Origin of the sequence: Pseudomonas sp. CJQ_9, from assembly GCF_043106615.1 — a bacterium.
Taxonomy (GTDB): Bacteria; Pseudomonadota; Gammaproteobacteria; order Pseudomonadales; family Pseudomonadaceae; genus Aquipseudomonas; species Aquipseudomonas juntendi.
The window spans coordinates 45,038-71,806 of sequence record NZ_JBICMS010000024.1; the positions used below are offsets into that span (position 1 = coordinate 45,038).

Here is a 26,769-nt window from a genome sequence, read left to right on the forward strand (position 1 = left end):
CCTCAGGCCGCGCCTAATTACTCGAACCAGTGGGCTCGGGCGGCCATGATCAACTTGCCGGCACGCTCTTCGTCGATGCCGTCGATGTCGAGCAGATCGTCGATCGACTGCTCGGCCAGGTCTTCGCGGTTAACCACGCCGCGCACCGCCAGTTCAGCCGCCAGGTCCTTGTCCATGCCCTCGAGGGAGAGCAGGTCTTCGGCCGGGTGGGCGTCTGCCAGTTTTTCTTCGGTAGCGATGGCCTTGGTCAACAAACGGTCCTTGGCTCGAGCGCGGAGCTCATTGACGATATCTTCGTCAAAGCCATCGATGTTGAGCATTTCTTCCAACGGTACGTAGGCAATTTCTTCGAGGCTGGTGAAGCCTTCGTCGACCAGCACTTGGGCCAGCTCCTCGTCGACTTCCAGTTCATCGATGAAATTGCGCAGGATGTCACCGGTTTCGGCCTGTTGCTTGGCCTGGATGTCCTTCTCGGTCATCACGTTCAAGGTCCAGCCGGTCAACTGACTGGCAAGACGAACGTTCTGACCGCCACGGCCAATGGCCTGGGCCAGGTTGTCCTCGGCGACGGCGATGTCCATGGCATGGGCATCTTCATCAACGATGATCGCCGCGACTTCAGCCGGCGACATGGCGTTGATGACGAACTGCGCCGGGTTATCGTCCCACAGGACGATATCCACACGCTCACCACCCAGCTCCCCGGATACAGCTTGGACGCGCGAACCACGCATGCCGATACAGGCACCTTGCGGGTCGATACGCTTGTCCTTGGAGCGGACGGCGATCTTGGCTCGCGAACCCGGGTCACGGGAAGCAGCCATGACTTCGATCAGGCCCTCGGCAATTTCCGGCACTTCAATGCGGAAAAGCTCGATCAGCATCTGCGGCGCGGTGCGCGACAGGATCAGCTGAGGGCCACGGTTTTCAGTGCGAATTTCCTTCAGCAGCGCACGCAGGCGCACGCCAACACGGAAGGTTTCGCGGGGGATGATGTCTTCGCGGGCCAACAGGGCCTCGGCGTTGTTGCCCAGGTCAACGATAACGTTGTCGCGGGTAACCTTTTTTACGGTACCGGAGATGATTTCGCCAACGCGTTCGCGGTAGGCATCGACCACCTGGGCACGCTCGGCCTCGCGGACCTTCTGCACGATGACCTGCTTGGCGGTCTGGGCGGCGATGCGACCAAATTCGATGGACTCGATCTTCTCTTCGATCACGTCACCTACCTTGGCTTCAGGGTGGGTGTCCTTGATCTTGTCCAGCCAGGTCTCGATCGCCGGGTCGTCCAAATCGGCTTCATCGACCACGGTCCAGCGACGGAAGGTCTCGTAGCTACCGGTGTGGCGGTTGATTTCCACACGCAGATCGACTTCGTCTTCAAAACGTTTTTTGGTTGCAGTGGCCAGGGCCACCTCCAGCGCTTCGAAAATGACGCCGGGCGGTACACCTTTTTCGTTGGATACCGATTCAACAACCAGCAGTACTTCTTTGCTCATCGTACGCCTCGCCTTGCGCAAGCCATTGGGCCCGGATAGTCCGCCGGGCCCGGCACGTCTCAGTCAAAACTGGGAATAATATTGGCCTTGTCGATCGAATCGATCGGCAGAAGGAATTCCTGGTTGTCCACCTGGACCACCACGTCCTGCTCCTCCACACCGCGGAGAAGGCCCTGGAAGTTACGACGACCCTCGAAGGGTGAGCGCAGCTTGATCTTCACTTGTTCGCCGGCATGCGAGGCAAACTGTTCCAGAGTGAACAGTGGGCGATCCATGCCTGGAGAAGACACCTCGAGGGTGTATTCACTGCTGATTGGATCTTCCACATCGAGGATTGCGCTGGCCTGACGGCTGACTGCTTCGCAATCGTCCACCAGAATACCGCCTTCCTTGTCGATGTAGATGCGCAATACCGAATGCTTACCCTGGGAAACGAACTCGATCCCCCAGCATTGATAGCCCAGACCCTCGACAACCGGGGCCAACAAGGCCTGCAACTGTTCTAGCTTGCTCGACACCTGAACCCCCTCGTGCATGCTGTGCAAATAAAAAATGGGCAAAGCGCCCATCCCTGAAAGCGCCGTTGGACAACGACGCCGAAACTGTTCGGTTAGCAAAAAGCCCCTGAAAAGGGGCTCCGCTGAAGCTGGTTGCGGGGGCTGGATTTGAACCAACGACCTTCGGGTTATGAGCCCGACGAGCTACCAAGCTGCTCCACCCCGCGACAAAGCTGGGGCGAAAGTATAAGACCGAACCCTGCTGAGGGTCAAATCCAAACCTTCACCTGCAAGAAAGCCCGCTAAAGCGGGCTCTCAAGCTTCAATTGGTACCGAGAAGGGGACTCGAACCCCTACACCCTATGGGCACAACCACCTCAAGGTTGCGTGTCTACCAATTCCACCACCTCGGCAATACTACTTGAAACCCGTTACTTCTGCTCTTCTGCCGGAGGAGGTACATCACCCGTGTTAGGAGTGGCTTCGCTCTTCTGCTGCTGTTGGAGCACCGGTACATCATCATTGACTGCCGGTTTTTGCGGCTCTTTCACTTCTAGCACTGCTGGATCTGGAAGACCTGCTTGGCTAAGCTGGTGAGCTTGTTGCTTCGCGAAGTATCCTAACCCAAGTGCTGTCAAAAAGAAAGTGGCAGCGAGTATAGCAGTTAATTTACTTAGGAACGTTGCAGAGCCTTGGCTCCCGAACACGGTATTAGAAGCACCCGCGCCGAAAGATGCACCTGCTTCAGCACCTTTACCCTGTTGCAACAGTACCAGCACTACTAGCGAAAGCGCTGCCAACAGATGAAAAACAACGATGACTGTTTCCAGCATTTGTTCAGTTTCCTGCGGCGCGACAAATTGCACCGAATTCGTCTGCGTTCAGGGACGCTCCACCAATGAGCCCCCCATCGATATCCGGCATGCCGAACAGTTCGGCCGCATTGGCCGCCTTCACGCTGCCGCCGTAGAGCAACTGCACCTTCGCAGCCACTTCAGCATCTTCTGCCGCCAGCTGGCCGCGGATGGCGGCGTGCACATCCTGGGCCTGCTGTGGCGTGGCCGTAAGGCCAGTGCCGATGGCCCATACAGGCTCATAGGCAATTACTGCATTGGCAAAAGCCTTAACACCGAATGCTTCGATGATACTGCTTAGTTGACGCCCGACAACTTCGAGCGTTTTGCCTGCCTCGCGCTCTTCCAGGGTTTCCCCTATGCAAAGCACGGGCTTCAAACCTTTGGCCTGGGCCGCTGCAAACTTGCGATTCAGCACTTCGTCGGTTTCGCCAATGATCTGGCGACGCTCGGAATGGCCAATCAACACCAACTTGCAACCTGCTTCAACCAGCTGCTCGGGAGCAACTTCCCCGGTCAGCGCACCCTGTTCGGGTTGTACAGCAGAATTCTGTGCACCGACAGTAATTTCTTTACCTGCCAGGCCATCGATCACTTGATTGATGAACAAGGCCGGTGGAAATACTGCGACTTCCACTCCGCTCGGCAAGGCGAGATTGCTCAAGCCTTCGGTCAGCTCAGCGACGCTAGCGCGGGTACCGTGCATCTTCCAGTTACCAGCTACCATAGGGCGACGCATGCTTTACCTCGTCGGTCAAAGTGGGCGCAGATCTTACCCAACCAGATCTGCGCTGGCAAGCGCCTTCAGACACAAACTTCGCCAACCAGTTTGGCCAGGGCTTCGGCATGGCAACGCACCTGCGCTTCGTCCTCGCCTTCGACCATTACCCGCACCAGCGGCTCGGTGCCGGACTTGCGCAACAATACTCGCCCGCGCCCCGCCAGCGCCTCGGTGACCTTGGCGCTGGCTTCCTGCACGGCCGGGTGCTGCAGCGGGTCGACCTTGCTGCCGCCAAAGCGCACATTGATCAGCACCTGCGGGCATTTGCGCAGGGCCTGACGGGCCTGGGCCAGGCCCTCGCCGCGGCGCTTGAGCGCCATCAGCACCTGCAACGCGGCAATGATCGCGTCACCGGTAGTGGTGTAGTTGCAGCACACCACGTGGCCCGAGTTTTCGCCGCCCACCAGCCACTCACGCTCCAGCAGCTCGGCCATCACATAACGGTCACCGACCTTGGCCCGCACGAAGGGGATATCCAGGTCCTTGAGCGCCAGCTCCAGGCCCAGGTTGCTCATCAGCGTACCCACTACCCCGCCCTGGAGCTTGCCACGCTCCTGCAGGTCGCGGGCAATGATGAACAGCAACTCGTCGCCATCGACGATCGCCCCGGTGTGGTCGACCATCAGTACGCGGTCGCCGTCACCGTCGAAGGCGATACCAAGATCGGCATGCCCGACCAGCACCGCAGCCTGCAGCGATTCGATATGGGTCGAGCCGCAGTTTTCGTTGATGTTCAACCCGTCGGGCTGGGCATGCAGCACAGTGACATCGGCACCCAGCTCACGGAACACGCTTGGCGCAACCTTGTAGGTGGCACCATGGGCGCAATCGACCACCAGCTTGAGGCCTTCAAAACTGGTGCTGCTCGGTACGCTGCTCTTGCAGAACTCGATATAGCGGCCAGCAGCATCGTTGATACGCGACACCTTGCCCAGCTTGCTCGACTCGACCACGGTCATCGGCTGATCGAGCAGTTCCTCGATCATCAGTTCGACGTCGTCCGGCAGCTTGGTGCCCTGGCCCGAGAAGAACTTGATGCCGTTGTCGTCATGCGGGTTGTGCGAGGCGCTGATGACAATACCGGCTTCGGCGTGGAAGGTACGCGTGAGGTAGGCGATGGCCGGTGTTGGCATCGGCCCCAGCAGCATCACATCAGCCCCTGCCGCCGACAGGCCGGCTTCGAGGGCAGACTCGAACATGTAGCCGGAGATACGCGTGTCCTTGCCCACCAGCACCCGGCAGTGGCCGAGCTTGCGGAAGGCCATGCCGGCCGCCCAACCCAGCTTCAGCATGAAGTCCGGGGTGATCGGGTATTCGCCGACGCGGCCACGAATGCCGTCGGTACCAAAGTATTTTCTGCTCATAGGGACTCCAATGTTCTTATTCGGCGCCTTGTACCGCAGCGATCATGCGCACCACATCGACCGTTTCGGCCACGTCGTGGACACGCAGGATGCTCGCGCCCTTGGTCATGGCCAGGGCCGCCAGTGCCAGGCTGCCGTACAGGCGCTCGTCGACCGGACGTTCCAGCGTCAGGCCGATCATGCTCTTTCGCGAGACCCCCACCAGGAGTGGGCGCCCAAGACGATGGAGCGTTTCCATGTGCTTGAACAGGCTCAGGTTGTGCGCCAGCGTTTTGGCGAAACCGAAGCCCGGGTCAAGAATGATGCGGTGTTCATCAATACCGGCCGATGCGCAGGCCGCCATGCGCTGCTGCAGATACCGGGCAACATCGGCAGTCACGTTGTCGTAGTGCGGGTCGTCCTGCATGTTGCCCGGCTCGCCACGCATGTGCATCAGGCACACCGGCAGGCCGGTGGCGGCAGCGGCATCCAGGGCGCCGTCGCGCTCCAGGCCACGCACGTCGTTGATCAACCCGGCGCCCAGGCGCGCAGACTCACGCATGACGGCCGGGGTTGAGGTATCGACGGAGATGACCACATCCAGGCGACTGTTGATCGCCTCGACCATGGGCGCCACACGCTCGAGCTCCTCGGTGACCGAAACGGCGCGAGCCCCAGGCCGGGTGGACTCACCACCGATGTCGATCAACGTGGCGCCGGCGGCAACCATCGCTTCGGCATGGCGCAAGGCCTCGTCGCGCTGGTTGAAGCGCCCGCCATCGGAAAAGGAATCGGGGGTGATATTGAGGATACCCATGACATGGGTACGTGACAAATCAAGAACCCGGTTGCCGCAAGGCAACCGGGTCGGGTACTGCACTGAGCTCATAGATGCCCTTAGTGTTGAGCTGCCGGGCCGCCAATCGGCGATTCCGGACGATCGTTCTGGGCAGCAGGCGTGCCCGAATCCGTATCATCGTCCCAGTCACGCGGCTCGCGTGGCGTACGCCCAGCCATGATGTCGTCGATCTGATCGGCATCAATGGTCTCATACTTCATCAGTGCTTCGGTCATTGCTTCGAGCTTGTCGCGGTTTTCAACCAGCAACTGCTTGGCCGTCGCGTAGCACTGGTCAATGATGCTGCGCACCTCGGAGTCGATCAGCTTGGCGGTTTCGCCGGAAACGCTGGCGTGCTGGCTGGCAGCGCTGCGCCCCAGGAACACCTCGCCTTCTTCTTCGGCATACATCAACGGACCGAGTTTTTCGGACAGGCCCCACTTGGTCACCATGTTCCGTGCGATCTGGCTGGCACGCATGATGTCGTTGGAAGCGCCCGTGGTAACCCCGTCGAAGCCCAAGGTCATCTCTTCGGCAATACGACCGCCGTACAGCGAGCAGATCTGGCTGATCAAGGCACGCTTGGACAGGCTGTAACGGTCCTCTTCCGGCAGGAACATGGTCACACCCAGGGCACGGCCACGCGGGATGATCGAAACCTTGTAGACTGGATCGTGCTCAGGCACCAGCCGGCCGACGATGGCGTGGCCCGCCTCGTGATAGGCAGTGTTACGTTTTTCTTTCTCGGACATGACCATGGTCTTGCGCTCGGCGCCCATCATGATCTTGTCCTTGGCCAGCTCGAACTCCTTCATTTCCACCAGGCGCTTGTTGGAGCGGGCGGCAAACAGCGAAGCTTCGTTGACCAGGTTGGCAAGGTCAGCACCGGAGAAGCCCGGCGTACCCCGCGCGATGACGGCCGGGTTGACGTTCTCGCTGACCGGCACCTTGCGCATGTGCACCTTCAGGATCTGCTCGCGGCCGCGGATGTCCGGCAGGCCGACCACCACCTGGCGGTCGAAACGGCCGGGGCGCAGCAGCGCCGGGTCGAGTACGTCCGGGCGGTTGGTGGCGGCGATGACGATGATGCCATCGTTCATCTCGAAGCCGTCCATTTCCACCAGCAGCTGGTTCAGGGTTTGCTCACGCTCGTCGTGACCACCGCCCATGCCGGCACCACGGTGGCGGCCCACGGCGTCGATCTCGTCGATGAAGATGATGCACGGGGCATGCTTCTTGGCCTGTTCGAACATGTCGCGCACACGGCTGGCACCGACACCGACGAACATTTCAACGAAGTCCGAACCGGAAATGGTGAAGAACGGGACTTTTGCCTCACCGGCAATGGCCTTGGCCAGCAGGGTTTTACCGGTACCGGGCGGGCCCACCATCAGCACGCCACGCGGGATACGGCCGCCCAGGCGCTGGAACTTGCCCGGGTCACGCAGGAACTCCACCAGCTCGCCAACTTCTTCCTTGGCCTCGTCGCAACCGGCAACGTCGGCCAGGGTCGTCTTGACCTGGTCTTCGGACAGCAGGCGCGCCTTGCTCTTGCCAAAGCTCATCGGCCCGCCTTTACCGCCGGCACCGCCCTGCATCTGGCGCATGAAGAACATGAACACGGCGATGATCACCAGGATCGGGAAGCTTGCGACCAACAGCTGCGTCCAGATGCTCTGCTGCTCAGGCTGCTTGCCTTCGACCACTACGTGGTTGTCGACGAGGTCGCCGATCAGGCCGTTATCGGTGATGGCCGGGCGCACAGTCTTGAAGCTGTCGCCATCGGAGCGCTTGCCGGTAATGATGTAGCCGTCGACCGTCACACGCTCGACCTTGCCATCCTTGACCTGCTGGATGAAGTCGGAGTAGTTGAGGGTCTGCGGCTCGTTAGGGCTGGAGAAGTTGTTCATCACTGTCACCAGGACAGCTGCGATGATCAACCACAGGATCAGATTCTTTGCCATGTCGTTCAATTCGCTACCCTCTGAGGCCGGCGCACGACGCAGCCGTGCCTCGCATGATATTCATCGCCCTAACTTACTACATTACCTACGCAGCCGCAGGCACCGTCTGTAACCCTTTGTGAAAGCTAGACTACACGAAGTTCGGACGATCCTGACGCCGCGGCCGATTGGAAATAACTATCGGCCGCCGCGCTTCACGCCTTTCAAGCGCCTTTGAAACCTTTGCCCAACAGGTACTGTTCACGCGAGCGGTCCCGCGATGAAGAAGGCTTGCGCATCTGCACCTTGTCGAACTTGGTGCGCACGTCCTTCAGGTACATGTCGAAGCCTTCGCCCTGGAAAATCTTGATCAGGAAATCCCCGCCGGGCTTGAGCACGCGGGTTGCCAGGTCCAGGGCCAGCTCGCAGAGGAACATGGCACGTGGCATGTCCACTTCGGGCGTACCACTCATATTGGGGGCCATGTCGGAAATCACAAGGTCCACGTGCGAATCACCGACCGCGTCGAGGATTTGCTGGAGCACGGCGTCTTCGGTGAAATCGCCCTGGATAAAGGTAACGTCGGGGATCGAGTCCATTTCCAGGATATCCGAAGCGATCAGCCGGCCCTGGCCGCCAATCAGACGACTGGTCACCTGCGACCACCCGCCCGGGGCCGCACCCAGGTCGATTACGCTCATGCCGGGGCGGATCAGGCGGTCCTTTTCCTGGATCTCCAGCAGTTTGTAGCTCGCACGCGAGCGGTAGCCGTCCTTCTGTGCCTGTTTCACAAAAGGATCGTTGAAATGCTCTCGCAGCCAGTTTGCGCTGCTTTTGGAACGTTGTACCACGGGGCACCTCGATGATATGCGTCGTGATTGACTGGGCGGAGCCGGTGGCCCTCGGGTAAAATGCCGGTCAATTTTACAGAATCAGACGGAAAGGGTCAGATTATGCCGCTCAATAACGAGCAGAAGAAGCAATACAAGTCCATTGGTCATGACCTGAAGCCGGTCCTGATCGTTGCTGGCAATGGTTTGAATGAAGGCGTGGTCGCCGAGCTGGAACGCGCACTGGCCGATCATGAACTGATCAAGGTCGAGATTCGCTCGGAAGACCGCGAAGAACGCGCCGAGACCATCGCCGAGCTGTGCAAGGCCGGCCGCGCCGAACTGGTGCAGACCATCGGCAAGAAAGCCCTGATCTACCGCAAGAACCCACAACCGAACAAGCAGCTGTCCAACATTCACCGTTATAAGTAACGGCATGGGGCTGCTTTGCAGCCCTTCGCAGGCAAGCCAGCTCCCACAATTACGGCGCATACCTTGAGCTTGATGCGGTCGGTGTGGGAGCTGGCTTGCCTGCGATAGGCCGCAAAGCGGCCCCAGCGGTCTCGAGCCGCCTAGCGCTGGGCTTTGACCGGCACCGGCTGGGCTACCAGCACGATGCCGGAGAAGCCCAGCACCAAGAAGCAGAACATCTGCCAGCGCTCGCCAACGGAAATGCCGTAACGCAGGGTGTAGTACCCCACACACGCACCGAAGCCGAGCAACAGCATCTGGCCACGAAACTGCCGCCACCAGGCCGCCAGGCCTTCCACCCTTGCCAGCACAGCCAGCTGGGTCAACAAGCCAAGCAACGCCACGCCGATCAACCAGCGGTCGATCTGCCCGGCGATATCCTGCACCAGCAGCGGCGCCAGGCCACTGACCTTGAGCGCAGGCACCAGCCCCACATGGAACACCCACAGGCCACCGACCCAGAACACCTGGGCCAGTTGCCAGAGGATCCCCTCGAGGGATGGCGCCCGCAGGCGCCGGTCAGATGTGTTTGACTTCGACAATCTCGTACTCGACCGTACCGCTTGGGGTCTTCACCACCACGGTGTCACCTTCTTCCTTGCCAATGATGGCACGGGCGATCGGTGCGCTGTTCGACAGCTTGCCTTGTTTCACGTCAGCTTCATCTTCACCGACGATCTGGTAGGTCACCTCGTCATCGGTTTCGGTGTTGGCCAGCACCACGGTGGTGCCGAAAATCACCTTGCCGGTGTGAGCGATGGTGGTGACGTCGATCACCACCGAGTTCTGCAGGCGGCCTTCGATATCGCGGATACGCGCCTCGACCATGCCCTGCTCTTCACGCGCGGCATGGTATTCGGCGTTTTCCTTGAGGTCGCCCAGCTCACGCGCTTCACCAATGGCTTGGCTCAGGCGCGGGCGCTCGGTCTTGCTCAGGAAGGTCAGCTCCTCTTCCAGGGCGCGAGCGCCCTGGACGGTCATCGGGTATTTGGTAATGCTCATGCTTTGAGTCCTGCATGCAGATCCTGCAGGCGACGAACAGTCTTCTCGGGACCGAATTTCAACGCCTCGCAGATGGCTTCACCGGCCGCAATGGTCGTAGTGCAGTAAATCTTGTGCTGCAGCGCATTGCGACGAATCGAATAGGAGTCGGCGATCGACTGGCGGCCTTCGGTGGTGTTGATGATCAGCGACACTTCGTCGTTCTTGATCATGTCGACCACGTGCGGGCGGCCTTCGGTCACCTTGTTCACGCGGCGCACTTTCAGGCCAGCCGCCTCGATAACCTTGGCGGTGCCTGCAGTAGCAACCACTTCGAAGCCCAGGGCGATCAGGTCACGGGCAACGCCAGCCACTTGTGGCTTGTCGTCGTCACGCACGCTGATGAACGCGGTGCCACCAGTAGGCAGCACTTCGCTGGCACCCATCTGGGCCTTGGCGAAGGCTTCACCGAAGCTGTCACCAACACCCATGACCTCACCGGTCGATTTCATCTCAGGGCCGAGGATCGGGTCAACCCCTGGGAACTTGGCGAACGGGAAGACGGCTTCCTTGACGCTGTAGAAGTTCGGGATGATTTCCTGAGTGAAGCCCAGCTCTTTCAGGGTTTTGCCAGCCATGACGCGGGCCGCGATCATGGCCAGGGAAGTGCCGATGCACTTGGACACGAACGGCACGGTACGCGATGCACGCGGGTTGACTTCGATCACGTAGATCTTGTCGCCCTGCAGCGCCAGCTGCACGTTCATCAGGCCGACCACGCCCAACTCCAGGGCCATTTTCTTGACCTGTTCGCGCACTTCGTCCTGCACGCCCTTGCTCAGCGAGTAAGGTGGCAGCGAGCATGCCGAGTCACCGGAGTGAACGCCGGCCTGTTCGATGTGCTGCATGATCGCGCCGATGACCACGTCGGTACCGTCGCACACCGCATCCACGTCCATTTCGATGGCGCAGTTGAGGAAGTGGTCGAGCAGTACCGGGCTGTCGTTGGAAACCTGAACAGCCTCACGCAGGTAGCGCTTGAGCTCGTCCAGTTCGTAGACGATCTCCATGGCACGGCCACCCAGTACATAGGAGGGGCGCACGACCAGCGGGTAGCCGATGCTGCCGGCGGCACGAATGGCCTCTTCTTCGCTGCGCACGGTCGCGTTCGGCGGCTGCAGCAGGTTCAGGCGCTGGACCATCTGCTGGAAGCGCTCGCGGTCTTCGGCGCGGTCGATGGCATCCGGGCTGGTACCGATGATCGGCACACCGGCCTCTTCCAGGGCGCGCGCCAGTTTCAGCGGGGTCTGGCCGCCGTAGTGCACGATCACGCCTTTGGGCTTCTCGACGCGGCACACTTCCAGCACGTCTTCCAGGGTCAGCGGCTCGAAGTACAGGCGGTCGGAGGTGTCGTAGTCGGTGGAAACGGTTTCCGGGTTGCAGTTGACCATGATGGTCTCGTAACCGTCGTCACGCAGCGCCAGGGCCGCGTGTACGCAGCAGTAGTCGAACTCGATACCTTGGCCGATACGGTTCGGGCCACCGCCCAGGATCATGATCTTGTCACGGGTCGACGGGTTGGCCTCGCACTCTTCCTCATAGGTGGAGTACAGGTAGGCGGTGTCGGTGGCGAACTCGGCGGCACAGGTGTCGACGCGCTTGTACACCGGGAACACTTCCAGCTTGTGGCGGTGGCGGCGCAGGTTCTTGTCGGTAATACCCAACAGCTTGGCCAGGCGCTGGTCAGAGAAGCCCTTGCGCTTGAGGCGCAGCATGTAGTCCTTGTCGATGGCCGACAGGGCCAGGGTCTTGACCTTCTCTTCTTCTTTGATCAGGTCTTCCATCTGCACCAGGAACCACATGTCGATGCCGGTCAGATTGAAGATTTCTTCGCAGGTCATGCCCGAACGCATGGCGTCGGCGACATACCAGATACGCTCGGCACCCGGCACGGTCAGCTCGCGCTTGAGGATGCTGGCAGCTTCCGGGCTGGCCAGGTCGACTTTAGGGTCGAGGCCGCAAGCGCCGACTTCCAGGCCACGCAGGGCTTTCTGCAGGGACTCCTGGAAGGTACGGCCGATGGCCATGACTTCACCCACGGACTTCATCTGGGTGGTCAGGCGGGCGTCGGCCTTGGGGAATTTCTCGAAGGCGAAGCGCGGCAGCTTGGTGACCACGTAGTCGATCGACGGCTCGAAGGAGGCCGGGGTACGGCCGCCGGTGATGTCGTTCTGCAGCTCGTCGAGGGTGTAGCCGATGGCCAGCTTGGCGGCGATCTTGGCGATCGGGAAGCCGGTAGCCTTGGACGCCAGTGCCGAGGAACGCGAAACGCGCGGGTTCATCTCGATCACGACCATACGGCCGGTGTTCGGGCAGATACCGAACTGCACGTTGGAACCGCCGGTTTCCACACCAATTTCACGCAGCACCGCCAGCGAGGCGTTGCGCATGATCTGGTATTCCTTGTCGGTCAGGGTCTGCGCCGGAGCAACCGTGATCGAGTCACCGGTGTGCACGCCCATCGGGTCGAAGTTCTCGATGGAGCAGACGATGATGCAGTTGTCCTTTTTGTCGCGGACCACCTCCATCTCGTACTCTTTCCAGCCGATCAGCGATTCGTCGATCAGCAGTTCCTTGGTTGGCGACAGGTCCAGGCCACGGGTGCAGATTTCTTCGAATTCTTCACGGTTGTAGGCAATACCGCCGCCAGTGCCGCCCATGGTGAACGACGGGCGGATGATGCAAGGGAAGCCCAGCTTCTCCAGCACCGCATTGGCCTCTTCCATGCTGTGGGCGATACCCGACCGCGGGCACTCCAGGCCGATGTCCTTCATCGCCTTGTCGAAGCGCGAGCGGTCTTCGGCCTTGTCGATGGTGTCGGCGTTGGCACCGATCATCTCTACGCCGAACTTTTCCAGAACGCCGTGGCGCTCCAGGTCCAGGGCGCAGTTCAGTGCAGTCTGGCCACCCATGGTCGGCAGCACGGCGTCTGGGCGCTCTTTCTCGATGATCTTGGCCACCGACTGCCACTTGATCGGCTCGATGTAGGTGGCGTCGGCCATGGCCGGGTCGGTCATGATGGTGGCTGGGTTGGAGTTCACCAGGATGACGCGGAAACCTTCCTCGCGCAGGGCTTTGCAAGCCTGGGCGCCGGAGTAGTCGAATTCACAGGCCTGGCCGATCACGATCGGGCCAGCGCCGAGAATCAGGATGCTTTTGATGTCTGTACGTTTTGGCATGGTGGTCACTCAAATCCGGGGTCAGTCGGCAAGCCGCTTTGAACAATCTGGGTCAGGCGCTGCCGGGCGCGGCGTGTGCCGGCCCGGGGCCTTGAAGCAGGATGCTCAGCGGCGCTTGGCCATGGCATCGGTGAAACGATCGAACAGTGGCGCGACGTCGGTCGGGCCTGGGCTCGCTTCAGGGTGGCCCTGGAAGCTGAACGCGCTCTTGTCGGTACGCTCGATACCCTGCAGGGTGCCGTCGAACAGCGACTTGTGGATGGCGCGGACATTGCCCGGCAGGGTGGCTTCGTCAACGGCAAAGCCGTGGTTCTGGCTGGTGATCATGACCACGCCGGTGTCCAGGTCTTGCACCGGGTGGTTGGCACCGTGGTGGCCATGGCCCATTTTCACGGTCTTGGCACCGGAAGCCAGCGCCAGCAACTGGTGGCCCAGGCAGATGCCGAATACCGGAATCTCGGTTTCGAGGATTTCCTTGATGGCCTGGATGGCGTAGTCGCACGGCTCAGGGTCGCCAGGGCCGTTGGACAGGAACACGCCGTCCGGGTTGAGCGCCAGCACTTCGCTGGCCGGGGTCTGGGCCGGCACCACGGTCACGCGGCAGCCACGGGCAACCAGCATGCGCAGAATGTTCAGCTTGACGCCGTAGTCGAAGGCCACCACGTGGTAGGGCAGGTCGGCCGCGTCGATGGTCGGGTGGCTGTCGGTTTTCAGCTCCCACACGCTGGAGCGCCACTCATAGCGTTCCTTGGTGGAAACCACCTTGGCCAGGTCCATGCCCTTGAGGCCCGGGAAGCCACGGGCAGCGGCGATGGCCGCCTCTTCGCTGATGTTGTCACCCGCCAGGATGCAGCCGTTCTGGGCGCCCTTCTCACGCAGGATGCGGGTGAGGCGACGGGTGTCGATGCCGGCGATGGCAACCACGTTGTTGGCCTTGAGGTACTCCGGCAGCGACTGGGTGTTGCGCCAGTTGCTGGCCAGCAGCGGCAGGTCACGGATGACCAGGCCAGCGGACCATACGCGGTTGGACTCGGCGTCTTCCGGGGTGGTACCGGTGTTGCCGATGTGCGGGTAGGTCAGGGTGACGATTTGCTGCGCGTAGGAAGGGTCTGTAAGGATTTCCTGGTAGCCGGTCATAGCGGTGTTGAATACCACCTCACCAACGGTCTGACCGTCGGCACCAATGGCTTCACCGCGAAAAATACTGCCGTCGGCAAGGGCGAGTATGGCTGGCTTTGTCAAGAAGACCTCCCGTAAATCAAGCATGAAAGGGCGATCGCAGGTTGCAAAAAAGCGGAGTGACGTATGGACACGTCACCCCGCTTTCATGTGCTGAATTCAATTCGCTGCGCGCTTTTAGTGGACACACTAAAGCTGTAGCTTACAGAAAAGTGCGTTTTCGGTCTACCGCATATGTGCCTCTAAAACACATCGATGCGACAGGCTGGCTAATGGGTTGGCTTCTTCGCGGGCTTGCCCGCTCCCACAGGGTTTGTGCAAGGCCCAGGCCCTGTGGGAGCGGGCAAGCCCGCGAAGAAGCCAACACAGCCCTCACTGCTTAACGCAGTTCAAGCACATCCTGCATGTCGTACAGACCAGGCTCACGCCCGTCGAGCCACAGGGCCGCACGCACCGCGCCCTTGGCAAAGGTCATGCGGCTGGAGGCCTTGTGGGTAATCTCCAGGCGCTCGCCTTCTGCAGCGAACAGTACGGTGTGATCACCGACCACGTCGCCAGCACGCACAGTGGCAAAGCCGATCGTCTTGCGGTCGCGCGCGCCGGTCTGCCCTTCACGGCCATACACGGCCACTTCCTGCAGGTCGCGGCCCAGCGCGTTGGCAACCACTTCACCCATGCGCAACGCCGTACCCGAAGGTGCGTCGACCTTGTGGCGGTGGTGCGCCTCGATGATTTCGATATCCACATCATCGCCCAGCACGCGTGCCGCCATGTCGAGCAACTTCAGGCTCAGGTTGACGCCGACGCTGAAGTTGGCAGCGAACACGATTGGAATGTCCTTGCCCGCCTCGGCCAGCAACTGCTTTTCTTCGACGCTGAAACCGGTGGTACCGATGACCATGGCCTTGCCGTGCTTGCGGCAGAACGCCAGGTTCTTCAGGGTGACCGACGGGTGGGTGAAATCGATCAGCACGTCGAACTCGTCCACCACCTTGGCCAGGTCGTCGGACAGCAGCACACCAATGCGCCCCAGGGCCGCCAGTTCACCGGCATCGGCGCCGACCAGCGAGCTGTCCGGGCGGTCGACCGCCGCCGTCAGCCCGGCGCCGGGTTGCTGCTGCACGGCCTCAATGAGGGTCTTGCCCATACGCCCTGCCGCGCCCATCACTGCAATACGTCGCATAGCCTTTTCCTTGTCAGAGATCGCCGAAGAAGCGCTTCACGCCATCGAACCAGCCACTGGCCTTGGGCGAGTGCGAGCTGTCGCCTTCCAGCGAATCACGCAGCTCTTCGAGCAGTTCGCGCTGACGGCGGCTGAGGTTGACCGGGGTTTCCACGGCCACACGGCACAGCAGGTCACCGGCACCACCACCGCGCACCGGCGCCACACCCTTGCCGCGCAAGCGGAACTGCTTGCCGGTCTGGGTGCCTTCCGGAATACGCAGCTTCACGCGGCCATCGAGGGTCGGCACTTCCAGCTCGCCGCCCAGGGCAGCATCGGTGTAGCTGATCGGCACTTCGCAGTACAGGTGCTTGCCGTCACGCTGGAAGATCTCGTGCTCACGCACACTGATCACCACATACAGGTCGCCGGTCGGGCCACCATGGGTGCCGGCCTCGCCTTCACCCGACAGGCGGATACGGTCACCGGTATCGACACCGGCCGGCACCTTGACCGACAGGGTCTTGTATTCCTCGACGCGGCCTTCGCCGTGGCACGAGGTGCAAGGGTCGGTGATGATCTTGCCCTGGCCATGGCAACGCGGGCAGGTTTGCTGCACCGAGAAGAAGCCCTGCTGCATGCGGACCTGGCCGATGCCCCCACAGGTAGGGCAGGTCGACGGGGTGGAGCCCTTCTTGGCGCCGGAGCCATCGCACGGCTGGCAGTTGACCAGGGTCGGCACGCGGATGCTGACCGTAGTGCCGCGCACCGCTTCTTCCAGGTTCAGTTCCAGGGTGTAACGCAGGTCGCTGCCACGCTGGGCACCACCGCGTCCGCCACCACGGCCGCCGCCGAAGAAGTCGCTGAACACATCGCCGAAGATGTCGGAGAAGTTGGCGCCACCGAAACCAGGGCCGCCGCCACCCATGCTCGGGTCGACACCGGCATGGCCATACTGGTCGAACGCCGCGCGTTTGCTGGCATCGGACAGCACTTCGTAGGCCTCGTTGGCCTCTTTGAACTTGTCTTCCGACTCTTTATCGCCCGGGTTGCGGTCCGGGTGGTATTTCATCGCCAGACGGCGATAAGCCTTTTTGAGGTCTGCCTCGGTGGCGCCGCGCTCGACACCCAGAACCTCATAATAATCACGCTTGGACATAGGTCATTTGCACCTTGTTGGGCGTGTGGCATCTGCGCCACGCCATCAGCACCTGCCCTCGCCCACCGGGGCCGCTGACAGATGCTGTAAAAATTCTCGAATTCCAGATACGCCAACGCGGGAGCAAGCCCCCGCGCGGCGACATCCTACCAGTTCACCGACAAACCACGGTGAACTGGCCGACAACATGCAACGATTACTTCTTGTCGTCGCCTTTGACTTCTTCGAACTCGGCGTCAACCACGTCATCGTGCTTGGCTTCCGGCTCGGCCTGCTGCGCGCCACCCTGAGGCTGTTCGGCCGACTGCTCGGCGTACATTTTCTGGGCAACCGGGGCAGAGACCTTGGACAGCTCTTCGACCTTGGCTTCGATGGCGGCCTTGTCGTCGCCTTTGACAGCGGCTTCCAGGGCAACCACGGCAGCCTCGATGGCGGTTTTCTCTTCAGCGGTGACCTTGTCACCGGCGTCAGCGACCATCTTGCGGGTCGAGTGAACCAGCGCATCACCCTGGTTACGGGCAGCAGCCAGCTCTTCGAACTTGCGGTCTTCCTCGGCGTTGGCCTCGGCGTCACGCACCATGCGCTCGATTTCTTCGTCCGACAGGCCGGAGTTGGCCTTGATCACGATCGACTGCGACTTGCCGGTGGCCTTGTCTTTGGCGCTGACGTGCAGGATACCGTTGGCGTCGATGTCGAAGGTCACTTCGATTTGCGGCACACCGCGTGGCGCTGGCGGAATGTCGGCCAGGTCGAACTTGCCCAACGACTTGTTCTGCGCAGCCTGCTTACGCTCACCCTGCAGCACGTGAATGGTCACAGCGCCCTGGTTGTCGTCGGCAGTCGAGAACACCTGCGACTTCTTGGTCGGGATGGTGGTGTTCTTCTCGATCAGCGAAGTCATCACGCCGCCCATGGTTTCGATACCCAGGGTCAGCGGGCTGACGTCCAGCAGCAGCACGTCTTTCACGTCGCCAGCCAGTACCGCGCCCTGAATGGCAGCGCCCATGGCCACGGCTTCGTCCGGGTTGACGTCCTTGCGGGCTTCTTTGCCGAAGAAGTCGGCAACAGCCTTCTGCACCAGCGGCATACGGGTCTGGCCACCGACCAGGATCACGTCGTCGATCTTGCTGGCGTCGATGCCGGCGTCTTTCAGCGCTACGCGGCATGGCTCGATGGTACGGGTAACCAGGTCTTCGACCAGCGACTCCAGCTTGGCGCGGGAGATTTTCACGTTCAGGTGCTTCGGACCGGTGGCATCTGCAGTAATGTACGGCAGGTTGACGTCGGTCGACTGAGCGGACGACAGCTCGATCTTGGCTTTTTCAGCAGCTTCTTTCAGACGCTGCAGGGCCAGTGGATCGTTCTTCAGGTCCATGCCCGACTCTTTCTTGAACTCGTCGACGAGGTAGTCGATCAGGCGCATGTCGAAGTCTTCGCCACCCAGGAAGGTGTCGCCGTTGGTAGCCAGTACTTCGAACTGGTGCTCGCCGTCGACTTCGGCAATTTCGATGACCGACACGTCGAAGGTACCACCACCCAGGTCATAGACGATGACGGTGTGGTCGCCCTTGGCCTTGTCCATGCCGTAGGCCAGTGCAGCGGCAGTCGGCTCGTTGATGATACGTTTTACGTCCAGGCCCGCGATGCGGCCGGCGTCTTTGGTAGCCTGGCGCTGGCTGTCGTTGAAGTAGGCCGGTACGGTGATTACCGCTTCGGTCACTGCCTCGCCAAGGTAGTCTTCGGCGGTTTTCTTCATTTTCTTCAGCACTTCAGCGCTGATTTGCGGCGGTGCCATGTCTTTGCCGCCCGCTTGTACCCAAGCGTCGCCATTGTTGGCCTTGACGATTTTGTAGGGCACCAGCTTGATGTCTTTCTGCACGACGTCTTCTTCGAAGCGGCGGCCGATCAGGCGCTTCACGGCGAACAGGGTGTTGTGCGGGTTGGTGACGGCCTGGCGCTTGGCCGACTGGCCAACCAGGATTTCGCCATCGTTGGCGTAGGCCACGATCGAAGGGGTAGTACGCGCACCCTCGGCGTTTTCGATGACTTTGACGTTACCGTTTTCCAGAATAGAGACGCACGAGTTGGTGGTCCCCAGGTCGATACCGATGATCTTGCCCATGTTAACTCTCCCGAAACTTGAATTTGGTAGCAGCGACTAATTTGGCCAACTGCGGTAATACTTGAAGGCTTGACACCTAGATGGGGATGCCCCGACGGATTTCAAGCCTTTTCATTGATCGAGGGTTGCGCCGCGCTCGGCGCCTTGCTGACCACCACCATGGCGGGGCGCAGCAGGCGGCCGTTCAGCAGGTAGCCCTTCTGGAACACGTTCAACACGCTGTTCGGCTCTACGTCAGCGCTTTCCTGCATGGCCATGGCCTGGTGGTGCTCAGGGTTGAACGGCTGGCCATGCGGGTCGACCGCCTCGAGGTTGTAGCGCTTGAGGGTGTCCTGGAACATTTTCAGGGTCAGCTCCACGCCTTCGCGGATCTGCTTGACGTTTTCGTCCTCGGCGCTGGAGTGGGCCAGGGCCAGTTCCAGGCTGTCGATCACCGGCAGCAGGTCGCTGGAGAACTTCTCGAGGGCGAACTTGTGGGCTTTCTCGACATCCTGCTCGGCGCGGCGGCGCACGTTCTGCAAGTCGGCCACGGCACGCAGCGATTGGTCCTTGGCGGCGGCCAGCTGTTCCTCGAGTTCCAGAACACGGGCATCCGCAGTGGCTTGGGCACCGGTTTCCTCAACATTAAGGTCTTTTTCGTTCAGCTGTTCGTCAGCCATGGGGTCTCTCCTGCGCAATTTTGTGGACTGCGAGCCAGGCTCGCCTTGGTTGTCGGCTATATGGGGCCGGAAAAACCAGCTTCAAGGGGCAAGCGGGTTTCCAGGCACAAACAGAATCCGCCAAGAGGCATTGGCAGGCCTGAAAAAAGTACTGTATAAATAACCAGACCTGACTTTTCGGGAGCCGCCCCCATGCTGGTGCACCTGTCCATTCACAACTACGCCATCGTCGAACACCTCGACCTCGAAATCGCCCGCGGCATGTCCGTCATCACGGGCGAGACCGGCGCTGGCAAATCGATCATGCTCGACGCCCTCGGCCTGGCCCTGGGCGACCGGGCCGACAGCGGCGTGGTGCGCCCTGGCACCGACAAGGCCGATATCCTGGCCACCTTCGACCTGGTGGACATCCCCGAGGCGCACAGCTGGCTGGCCGAGCGCGACATGGACAGCGACGGGCTGTGCATTTTGCGCCGGGTCATCACCGCCGAAGGGCGCAGCCGGGGCTACATCAACGGCACCCCGTGCCCGCTCGGCGACCTGAAGGCCCTGGGCGAACTGCTGATCGACATCCACAGCCAGCATGAGCACCAGTCGCTGCTGAAAACCGACACCCACCGCCGCCTGCTAGACGAGTACGCCGGTGCTGTCGACCTGGCCCGCCAGGTGCAACTGGCCGCCAAACGCTGGCAGCAAACCCGCCTGGAACTTGAGCGCCTGTCCAACTCCGGTGACGAGCAGCGCGCCCGCCATCAGCTGCTCAGCTACCAGCTGGAAGAGCTGGACAACCTCGCCCTCGGCGAGCACGAACTGGAACAGCTGGAGCAGGAACACAAGAACCTGACCAGCGCCGAAGCCCTGTTCGGTATCTGCCGCCAGGTCATCGACCAGTGCAGCGAAAGTGATTCAGGCAACGTACTCAGCGCCCTCACCGCCAGCCTCAACCGCCTCGGCGCCGCCACCCAGTCGCCCAAGGCGCTGAGCGAGGCGGCCAACCTGATCGCCAGCGCGCAAATCCAGGTTGAAGAAGCGGTGGGTGAGCTCAACCGCTTCCTGGACAACTTCGATGCCGACCCGTTACGCCTGCAGGCACTGGAGGAGCGCCTCGACACCATCTATACCCTGGCGCGCAAACACCGTGTGCACCCGACCGAGCTGCCCCGCCTGCAGCAGCAACTGATGGAAGAGCTGGAAGGCCTGAACGCCAGCGATGAATCGATTGAACAGCTGGGCGAAGAGCTGGCTGCGTACGCCCAGCATTATAAAGAGCGGGCCAGCGAACTCAGCGCCCTGCGCCGGCAGGCCGCCCAGCAGTTGGCGGTGGCGGTCGAACAGGAAATCCAGCGCCTGGGCATGCCTGGCGGGCGCTTCCGTATCGAGCTGACCCCGCACCAGGGCACGGAACTCTCGCCGCATGGCCTGGAGCAGATCGAACTGCTGGTCAGCGCCAACCCGGGGCAACCCCTCAAGGGCCTGGCCAAGGTTGCGTCGGGTGGCGAACTGTCGCGCATCAGCCTGGCGATCCAGGTGATCACGGCACAGACCTCGCGCATTCCCACGCTGGTATTCGACGAAGTGGATGTGGGTATCGGCGGGCCCACCGCGGAAATCGTCGGCCAGCTGCTGCGCCGGCTGGGTGAGCGCGGCCAGGTGCTGACCGTGACCCACCTGCCGCAGGTGGCAGCGCAGGGGCACCACCACCTGTTCGTGCACAAGGTGCGCAACAGCGACACCACCCACACCGCCGTGGCCAGCCTGGGCAAGCGCGAGCGCGTGGAAGAAGTCGCACGCATGCTGGGCGGCATCGACCTGACCAAGGAATCCCTGGCACATGCGCGCAAGATGGTGGTCACCAGCAAGGCCTGAAACAACTGATCCGCGAACGCGCTGGTGCTGCAACAGCCTATTCGCCACAAGGGGCTTCGTCGATCCGCAAATAGTGTAGGAGCGGGTTTACCCGCGAATGCGGTGGCGCTGCAACAGTAAATAGCCAGGCAATCCTGGCCAGCAGGCCCGGCCTATTCGCGGGTGAACCCGCTCCTACACACAGACCTAATGCCCCAAAGCACAAAGGCGACCCGAAGGCCGCCTTTGCTGTTCATAACGATTGAATCGTTACTTCTTCTTACGCACGTACAGGACCAGATTGTGGTCCACCAGCTCGAAACCGTGTTCCTCCACGATTTCACGCTGACGCTTCTCGATGGCGGCGTCCATGAACTCGATGACTTCACTGGTATCCACGTCGACCATATGGTCGTGGTGACCGCCATCAGCCAGTTCGAATACCGCATGACCGCCGTCGAAGTTGTGGCGAACCACCAGACCCGCCGCTTCGAACTGGGTCAGTACGCGGTACACGGTAGCCAGGCCAACGTCCTCGCCAGCCTCCATCAGCGCCTTGTAGACATCCTCGGCGCTCATGTGACGCTGCTCGGCAGAGTCGAGCATCTGAAGGATCTTGACTCGAGGCAGGGTTACCTTGAGACCGGCTTTGCGTAATTCGCTATTTTCAACCATGGTCAGCTTTCTCGCCGATGCTGCTTCGCAGCTTCTCTTAATACGGGTATGATCGGGGTTTACGTTGTCCAGCCAAGATAGTGGAAGTCGCCCACCGATGCAAAACACCAAGCTCTTGCTAAACAGCCTCGCCCTCGCGGGACTGCTCGCACTCGCCGGTTGCTCGTTTCCCGGGGTTTACAAAATCGACATCCAGCAGGGCAATGTCGTCACGCAGGACATGATAGACCAATTGCGCCCGGGAATGACCCGACGGCAAGTGCGGTTTATCATGGGCAACCCGCTGATTCAGGACACTTTCAACACCAACCGTTGGGATTACCTGTACAGCCTGCAGCCTGGTGGCGGCCAACGCCAGCAGGAGCGCATGAGCATTTTCTTCAACGACAGCGACCAACTGGTCAGCCTGTCTGGCGACTTTATGCCAGGCGTTAGCCGCGACCAGGAAATTCTGGGTGGCAGCAGCGATACCACGGTCAGCCCCGCCACCGAGCCAGGCCAAACCGAGCAGCCCGCCACACAACCGGCGGTGCAACCCGCCAAGCCTGGTTCGACCGAAGAGGCCATCCAGCGCGAAATCGATACCATCGAGACCACCCCGGTGCCTACGCCAGCACCGCTGGAAACCCGGTAATCGAAAGCAACAAAAAAGCCCGGACTTGTTCCGGGTTTTTTGTTGCTGCCTGCCTGATCAGCCGTTCAACTGCTTGGCACGCTGGCAGAACGCATCGACCAGGGTATTCGCCGCCTGGTTGAACAGCGGCCCCAACGTGGCACGCACAATGGGCCCGGCATAATCGAAAGACAGGTCCAGGCTGATTTTGCAGGCCTTCTCGCCCAAAGGCTTGAACACCCACACCCCATGCAACTGGGTAAAGGGGCCTTCCTCCAGGTTCATTTCGATGGACTGCCCGGGCACCAGCACGTTGCGCGTCACAAAGTGCTGGCTCATGCCGCCCTTGGCCACTTCGAGCTTGGCACGCATGTGCGTTTCGCTGCTTTCGATCACCGTCGCGGCCGAGCACCACGGCAGGAACTGCGGGTAGCTGGCCACGTCGTTGACCAGATCGTAGAGCGCCTGGGCGGGGTATGGCAGCAGGGCGGAGCGTTGAATATGGGTAGTCATCCAGGCGTCACTTCCAAGGCTGGGTGGCGGCGCTTCGCAGCGTGCCAAAAACAGATTCTGTCGGCAGGACAGGGCTTGTATTGTCCGGTATTCATTGCGGTGGCTCAAGCACACCGAAATCCCATAGCGAACGACGCACGGTCTTGCCTATAATGCCGGCCCTATGGCTAAACAAAAGAAACATCCGACCGGGACCATCGCGCAGAACAAAAAAGCGCGACACGATTACTTCATCGAACACAAGTTCGAGGCCGGGCTGGTCCTGTCCGGTTGGGAAGTAAAAAGCCTGCGAGCCGGCAAGGCGCACCTCGTGGACAGCTACGTGCTGCTCAAGGACGGTGAGGCCTGGCTGTTCGGCAGCCACATCACCCCGCTGACCACGGCCAGCACCCACGTGATCGCCGACCCGATGCGCACGCGCAAGCTGCTGCTGAACAAGCGCGAGCTTGAGCGCCTGGAAGCGGCGGTGGCGCAAAAGGGTTACACCTGCGTGGCGTTGTCGCTGTACTGGAGCAAGCACCTGATCAAGTGCGAAATTGCACTGGGCAAGGGCAAGAAGGAATTCGACAAGCGCGACACCGTGCGCGAACGCGATTCCAACCGCGAGCTGCAGCGGGCGGTGCGCAACAAGGGCAAGGAAGACTAAAACCTTCTTTGTCAGCAGCGCGGTCAGTGTAGGAGCGGCCTTGTGTCGCGATGGGCTGCGAAGCAGCCCCAGCAATCTCCGCTCATTGCCGAAGCCCAGGGGCCGCTTCGCAGCCCATCGCGACACAAGGCCGCTCCTACATTAACCGCACATGCATGAAGAGACCGAGTCAACGCCCGCTACGCCGCTCCGCCCGCGCTACCCGCTGCGCCTCCTCATGCGCCTCTTCCAGCACTTCCTGCACATACAGAATGTGCCGGCTGGACACCTCTCGCGCCTCCTCCGCCCTGCCCTCGACAATCGCCAGGTAAAGCTCGCGGTGCTGGCTGATCAGCATGTCGCGGGTCTCGGTCCGCTGCTGGTACATGCCACCAATGTTGGTCACCACGTTGCGCTTGAGCAGGTCGAACAAGCCGCGGATGGTGTGCAACAGCACCGCGTTATGGCTGGCCTCGGCAATCGCCAAGTGGAAGCGCGCATCGGCCGCGCCCTCCTCGGCCCGGGTCACTTCATCGACCCTGGCATAGCAGTCCTGCAGCGTATCGAACGCCGCCTTCAGCCGCGCCCGGTCTGGCTCGGTAGCGCGCTGCGCCGCGTAATACGCACAGGACGCCTCCAGCGTATGGCGAAACTCGAGCAGGTCGCGCTGGGCCTCGGGGCTGTGTTCCAGCAACTGCAACAGCGGGTCACTGAACGTGGACCCCAGCGACTCGGCGACAAAGTTGCCGCCCCCCTGCCGGCTGACCAACAAGCCCTTGGCCACCAGTTTCTGGATCGCCTCACGCAGTGACGGGCGCGACACACCGAACTGTTCGGCAAGCGCACGCTCGGCGGGCAGCCGCTGCCCTGACGTAAGGGTGCCCTCCAGAATCATCGCTTCCAACCGATCGACGATGTCGTCGGACAGGCGCCGTTGGCGAACCTGATCAAAAACCATCACATGCTCTCCACAAACCCCGGCACACACCCGGGGGTGCCTATTCTCGCCGATCCAGAGCGCGCGAACACCCATCAGGCCATGATTTTCCCGGCACATCAGCTGCCCGCTCATCGGCACGCGACCAAAGTTTTGCACGGGACAAATTGACACACCCACGACAGCGCTTTTAACCTAGCGACCAGCCATTGTAAATTGGTCTTACCAATTATCCAATGCCAGCGCCTGACCAACAACAATTAGGGGCCACCCCATATGCAAACCTGGCAACAACTCTATAGCCCGCTTGGTAGTCTTGGCCTGTCCGCACTGGCGGCGGTCATTCCCATCGTGTTCTTCTTCCTTGCCCTCGCCGTGTTCCGCCTGAAGGGCCACGTGGCGGGTAGCATTACCCTGGCCTTGTCGGTACTGGTGGCCATATTTGCCTTCCACATGCCGGTCGACATGGCCCTGGCTGCCGCAGGTTACGGCTTCCTTTATGGCCTTTGGCCAATTGCCTGGATCATCGTTGCCGCGGTGTTCCTGTACAAACTCACGGTCAAGAGCGGCCAGTTCGAAGTGATCCGCAGCTCGGTGCTGTCGATCACCGACGACCAGCGCCTGCAGGTACTGCTGATCGGCTTCTGCTTCGGCGCGTTTCTGGAAGGTGCAGCAGGCTTCGGCGCGCCGGTGGCCATCACCGCCGCACTGCTGGTCGGCCTGGGCTTCAACCCACTGTACGCCGCCGGCCTGTGCCTGATCGCCAACACCGCACCGGTCGCCTTCGGCGCCCTGGGCATCCCGATCATCGTGGCCGGCCAGGTGACCGGTATCGACGCCTTCCACATCGGCGCCATGACCGGCCGCCAGCTGCCGCTGCTGTCGCTGTTCGTGCCGTTCTGGCTGGTGTTCATGATGGACGGCCTGCGCGGCGTGAAAGAAACCTGGCCTGCGGCCCTGGTGGCCGGCCTGAGCTTTGCCGTGACCCAGTACTTCACCTCGAACTTCATCGGCCCCGAGCTGCCAGACATCACCTCGGCCCTGGCCAGCCTAATCTGCCTCACCCTGTTCCTGAAAGTGTGGCAACCCAAGCGCGCGTTCGGCGAAGCCAAGGCCAGCGTGGGTGCCGCCGTGGTGCAGCCAAGCGGCAGCCAGCCAAGCCCTTACAGCTTTGGCGAGATTTTCAAGGCCTGGTCGCCGTTCCTGATCCTGACCGTGCTGGTTACCATCTGGACCCTGAAACCGTTCAAGGCAGCCTTCGCCCCAGGCGGCGCGATGTACAACTTCGTGTTCAACTTCGCCATCCCGCACCTTGACCAACTGGTGATCAAGACCGCACCGATCGTGGCCGCGCCAACCGCCATGCCCGCAGTGTTCAAGCTGGACCCGATCTCCGCCACCGGCACCGCGATCTTCCTCTCGGCGCTGATCTCGATGGCGGTGCTGAAAATCAACTTCAAAACTGGTCTTACCACTTTCAAAGAGACCTTCTGGGAACTGCGCTGGCCCATCCTGTCGATCGGCATGGTGCTGGCCTTCGCCTTCGTCACCAACTACTCGGGCATGTCGTCGACCATGGCCCTGGTGCTGGCCGGCACTGGCGCGGCGTTCCCGTTCTTCTCGCCGTTCCTTGGCTGGCTGGGTGTGTTCCTGACCGGGTCGGACACCTCGTCCAACGCCCTGTTCAGCTCGCTGCAGGCCACCACTGCACACCAGATCGGGGTCAACGACACCCTGCTGGTAGCGGCCAACACCAGCGGCGGCGTGACCGGCAAGATGATCTCGCCGCAATCGATCGCCGTGGCCTGCGCCGCCACCGGCCTGGTCGGCAAGGAATCCGACCTGTTCCGCTTCACCGTCAAGCACAGCCTGTTCTTTGCCACCATCGTCGGCCTGATCACCCTGATCCAGGCTTACTGGCTGACCGGCATGCTGGTTCATCACTAAAGTGAAAGGGGCCGGGCGCCATCGGGCGCCTGGCATACCCCCCAAGCAACGCTGCGA

General features: G+C 61.3%; 24 protein-coding genes and 2 tRNA genes. 5 read left to right on the forward strand and 21 right to left on the reverse strand.

Annotated elements, in window-relative coordinates; genetic code table 11:
- Positions 1-17 precede the first annotated feature (17 nt).
- The 10 genes from nusA to rlmE all read right to left on the reverse strand — a co-directional run bounded on the left by nusA (position 18) and on the right by rlmE (position 8,606).
- Positions 18-1,499, reverse strand: coding sequence for a transcription termination factor NusA (nusA, locus tag ACF8SD_RS03915; RefSeq protein WP_009685349.1), 1,482 nt, complete (start codon positions 1,497-1,499; stop codon positions 18-20).
- A gap of 59 nt (positions 1,500-1,558) precedes the next feature.
- Positions 1,559-2,017 (reverse strand): ribosome maturation factor RimP, encoded by a 459-nt coding sequence (gene rimP / locus ACF8SD_RS03920; protein ID WP_009685348.1) that lies wholly within the window; start codon positions 2,015-2,017, stop codon positions 1,559-1,561.
- 129 nt (positions 2,018-2,146) lie between these two features.
- Positions 2,147-2,223 (reverse strand) — tRNA-Met (locus ACF8SD_RS03925).
- A 100-nt stretch (positions 2,224-2,323) separates the two neighbouring features.
- Positions 2,324-2,409, reverse strand: a tRNA-Leu gene (locus tag ACF8SD_RS03930).
- Between the two features lie 18 nt (positions 2,410-2,427).
- Positions 2,428-2,829: a preprotein translocase subunit SecG gene (gene secG / locus ACF8SD_RS03935; RefSeq protein WP_009685347.1), complete on the reverse strand. Its 402-nt coding sequence runs from the start codon at positions 2,827-2,829 to the stop codon at positions 2,428-2,430.
- Between the two features lie 4 nt (positions 2,830-2,833).
- Positions 2,834-3,589, reverse strand: a complete 756-nt coding sequence (gene tpiA / locus ACF8SD_RS03940) for a triose-phosphate isomerase (RefSeq protein ID WP_086977100.1) — start codon at positions 3,587-3,589, stop codon at positions 2,834-2,836.
- Positions 3,590-3,654: 65 nt separating this feature from the next.
- Positions 3,655-4,995, reverse strand: coding sequence for a phosphoglucosamine mutase (gene glmM, locus ACF8SD_RS03945; RefSeq protein WP_173891106.1), 1,341 nt, complete (start codon positions 4,993-4,995; stop codon positions 3,655-3,657).
- Positions 4,996-5,011: 16 nt separating this feature from the next.
- Entirely contained in the window at positions 5,012-5,863 is an 852-nt protein-coding gene (gene folP, locus ACF8SD_RS03950; RefSeq protein WP_173891107.1) for a dihydropteroate synthase, read from the reverse strand.
- A gap of 8 nt (positions 5,864-5,871) precedes the next feature.
- Positions 5,872-7,776 (reverse strand): ATP-dependent zinc metalloprotease FtsH, encoded by a 1,905-nt coding sequence (ftsH, locus tag ACF8SD_RS03955; RefSeq protein WP_173891108.1) that lies wholly within the window; start codon positions 7,774-7,776, stop codon positions 5,872-5,874.
- Positions 7,777-7,979: 203 nt separating this feature from the next.
- Complete coding sequence (gene rlmE, locus ACF8SD_RS03960; RefSeq protein WP_009685342.1) at positions 7,980-8,606, reverse strand: 23S rRNA (uridine(2552)-2'-O)-methyltransferase RlmE; 627 nt, start codon at positions 8,604-8,606, stop codon at positions 7,980-7,982.
- Positions 8,607-8,708: 102 nt separating this feature from the next.
- Here rlmE and yhbY point away from each other — a divergent pair, with 102 nt between their 5' ends.
- Positions 8,709-9,017: a ribosome assembly RNA-binding protein YhbY gene (gene yhbY, locus ACF8SD_RS03965; protein ID WP_173891109.1), complete on the forward strand. Its 309-nt coding sequence runs from the start codon at positions 8,709-8,711 to the stop codon at positions 9,015-9,017.
- Between the two features lie 140 nt (positions 9,018-9,157).
- Here yhbY and ACF8SD_RS03970 read toward each other — a convergent pair whose 3' ends face one another.
- The 8 genes from ACF8SD_RS03970 to grpE form a co-directional block, all read right to left on the reverse strand.
- A complete protein-coding gene (locus ACF8SD_RS03970) occupies positions 9,158-9,598 on the reverse strand; it encodes an MFS transporter (RefSeq protein WP_173891110.1) in 441 nt (146 codons plus the stop codon).
- Positions 9,576-10,058 carry a transcription elongation factor GreA gene (gene greA / locus ACF8SD_RS03975; protein ID WP_081016656.1) on the reverse strand — a complete coding sequence of 161 codons (483 nt, stop codon included), beginning with the start codon at positions 10,056-10,058 and terminating at the stop codon, positions 9,576-9,578. Before greA ends, ACF8SD_RS03970 begins: the two co-directional genes overlap by 23 nt.
- On the reverse strand, positions 10,055-13,276 hold the full coding sequence (gene carB / locus ACF8SD_RS03980; RefSeq protein ID WP_029885745.1) for a carbamoyl-phosphate synthase large subunit: 3,222 nt from the start codon (positions 13,274-13,276) through the stop codon (positions 10,055-10,057). The genes greA and carB overlap by 4 nt, the downstream gene beginning before the upstream one ends.
- A gap of 105 nt (positions 13,277-13,381) precedes the next feature.
- On the reverse strand, positions 13,382-14,518 hold the full coding sequence (gene carA / locus ACF8SD_RS03985) for a glutamine-hydrolyzing carbamoyl-phosphate synthase small subunit (protein WP_003249935.1): 1,137 nt from the start codon (positions 14,516-14,518) through the stop codon (positions 13,382-13,384).
- A 316-nt stretch (positions 14,519-14,834) separates the two neighbouring features.
- Positions 14,835-15,638, reverse strand: coding sequence for a 4-hydroxy-tetrahydrodipicolinate reductase (gene dapB, locus ACF8SD_RS03990; protein ID WP_173891111.1), 804 nt, complete (start codon positions 15,636-15,638; stop codon positions 14,835-14,837).
- Positions 15,639-15,651: 13 nt separating this feature from the next.
- Positions 15,652-16,776 carry a molecular chaperone DnaJ gene (gene dnaJ, locus ACF8SD_RS03995; protein WP_009685335.1) on the reverse strand — a complete coding sequence of 375 codons (1,125 nt, stop codon included), beginning with the start codon at positions 16,774-16,776 and terminating at the stop codon, positions 15,652-15,654.
- 196 nt (positions 16,777-16,972) lie between these two features.
- The gene (gene dnaK / locus ACF8SD_RS04000; protein WP_392483890.1) at positions 16,973-18,898 is read right to left on the reverse strand and encodes a molecular chaperone DnaK; all 1,926 of its coding nucleotides are present in this window, start codon (positions 18,896-18,898) and stop codon (positions 16,973-16,975) included.
- A gap of 101 nt (positions 18,899-18,999) precedes the next feature.
- Positions 19,000-19,557 (reverse strand): nucleotide exchange factor GrpE, encoded by a 558-nt coding sequence (grpE, locus tag ACF8SD_RS04005; RefSeq protein WP_009685333.1) that lies wholly within the window; start codon positions 19,555-19,557, stop codon positions 19,000-19,002.
- Between the two features lie 192 nt (positions 19,558-19,749).
- On the opposite strand from grpE, the gene recN reads away from it, so the two are divergent.
- A complete protein-coding gene (gene recN / locus ACF8SD_RS04010; protein ID WP_392483892.1) occupies positions 19,750-21,423 on the forward strand; it encodes a DNA repair protein RecN in 1,674 nt (557 codons plus the stop codon).
- A gap of 249 nt (positions 21,424-21,672) precedes the next feature.
- Here the strand turns inward: recN and fur are convergent, their stop codons facing one another.
- Positions 21,673-22,077, reverse strand: coding sequence for a ferric iron uptake transcriptional regulator (gene fur, locus ACF8SD_RS04015; protein ID WP_009685331.1), 405 nt, complete (start codon positions 22,075-22,077; stop codon positions 21,673-21,675).
- 97 nt (positions 22,078-22,174) lie between these two features.
- Here fur and ACF8SD_RS04020 point away from each other — a divergent pair, with 97 nt between their 5' ends.
- On the forward strand, positions 22,175-22,711 hold the full coding sequence (locus ACF8SD_RS04020) for an outer membrane protein assembly factor BamE (RefSeq protein WP_173891114.1): 537 nt from the start codon (positions 22,175-22,177) through the stop codon (positions 22,709-22,711).
- Positions 22,712-22,768: 57 nt separating this feature from the next.
- Here ACF8SD_RS04020 and ACF8SD_RS04025 read toward each other — a convergent pair whose 3' ends face one another.
- A complete protein-coding gene (locus ACF8SD_RS04025) occupies positions 22,769-23,203 on the reverse strand; it encodes a type II toxin-antitoxin system RatA family toxin (RefSeq protein ID WP_173891115.1) in 435 nt (144 codons plus the stop codon).
- A gap of 163 nt (positions 23,204-23,366) precedes the next feature.
- On the opposite strand from ACF8SD_RS04025, the gene smpB reads away from it, so the two are divergent.
- Entirely contained in the window at positions 23,367-23,849 is a 483-nt protein-coding gene (gene smpB, locus ACF8SD_RS04030) for an SsrA-binding protein SmpB (protein ID WP_029887491.1), read from the forward strand.
- A 169-nt stretch (positions 23,850-24,018) separates the two neighbouring features.
- Here smpB and ACF8SD_RS04035 read toward each other — a convergent pair whose 3' ends face one another.
- On the reverse strand, positions 24,019-24,786 hold the full coding sequence (locus ACF8SD_RS04035; RefSeq protein ID WP_054881451.1) for a GntR family transcriptional regulator: 768 nt from the start codon (positions 24,784-24,786) through the stop codon (positions 24,019-24,021).
- A 255-nt stretch (positions 24,787-25,041) separates the two neighbouring features.
- Here ACF8SD_RS04035 and ACF8SD_RS04040 point away from each other — a divergent pair, with 255 nt between their 5' ends.
- The gene (locus ACF8SD_RS04040; protein WP_173891116.1) at positions 25,042-26,712 is read left to right on the forward strand and encodes a lactate permease LctP family transporter; all 1,671 of its coding nucleotides are present in this window, start codon (positions 25,042-25,044) and stop codon (positions 26,710-26,712) included.
- Positions 26,713-26,769 lie beyond the last annotated feature (57 nt).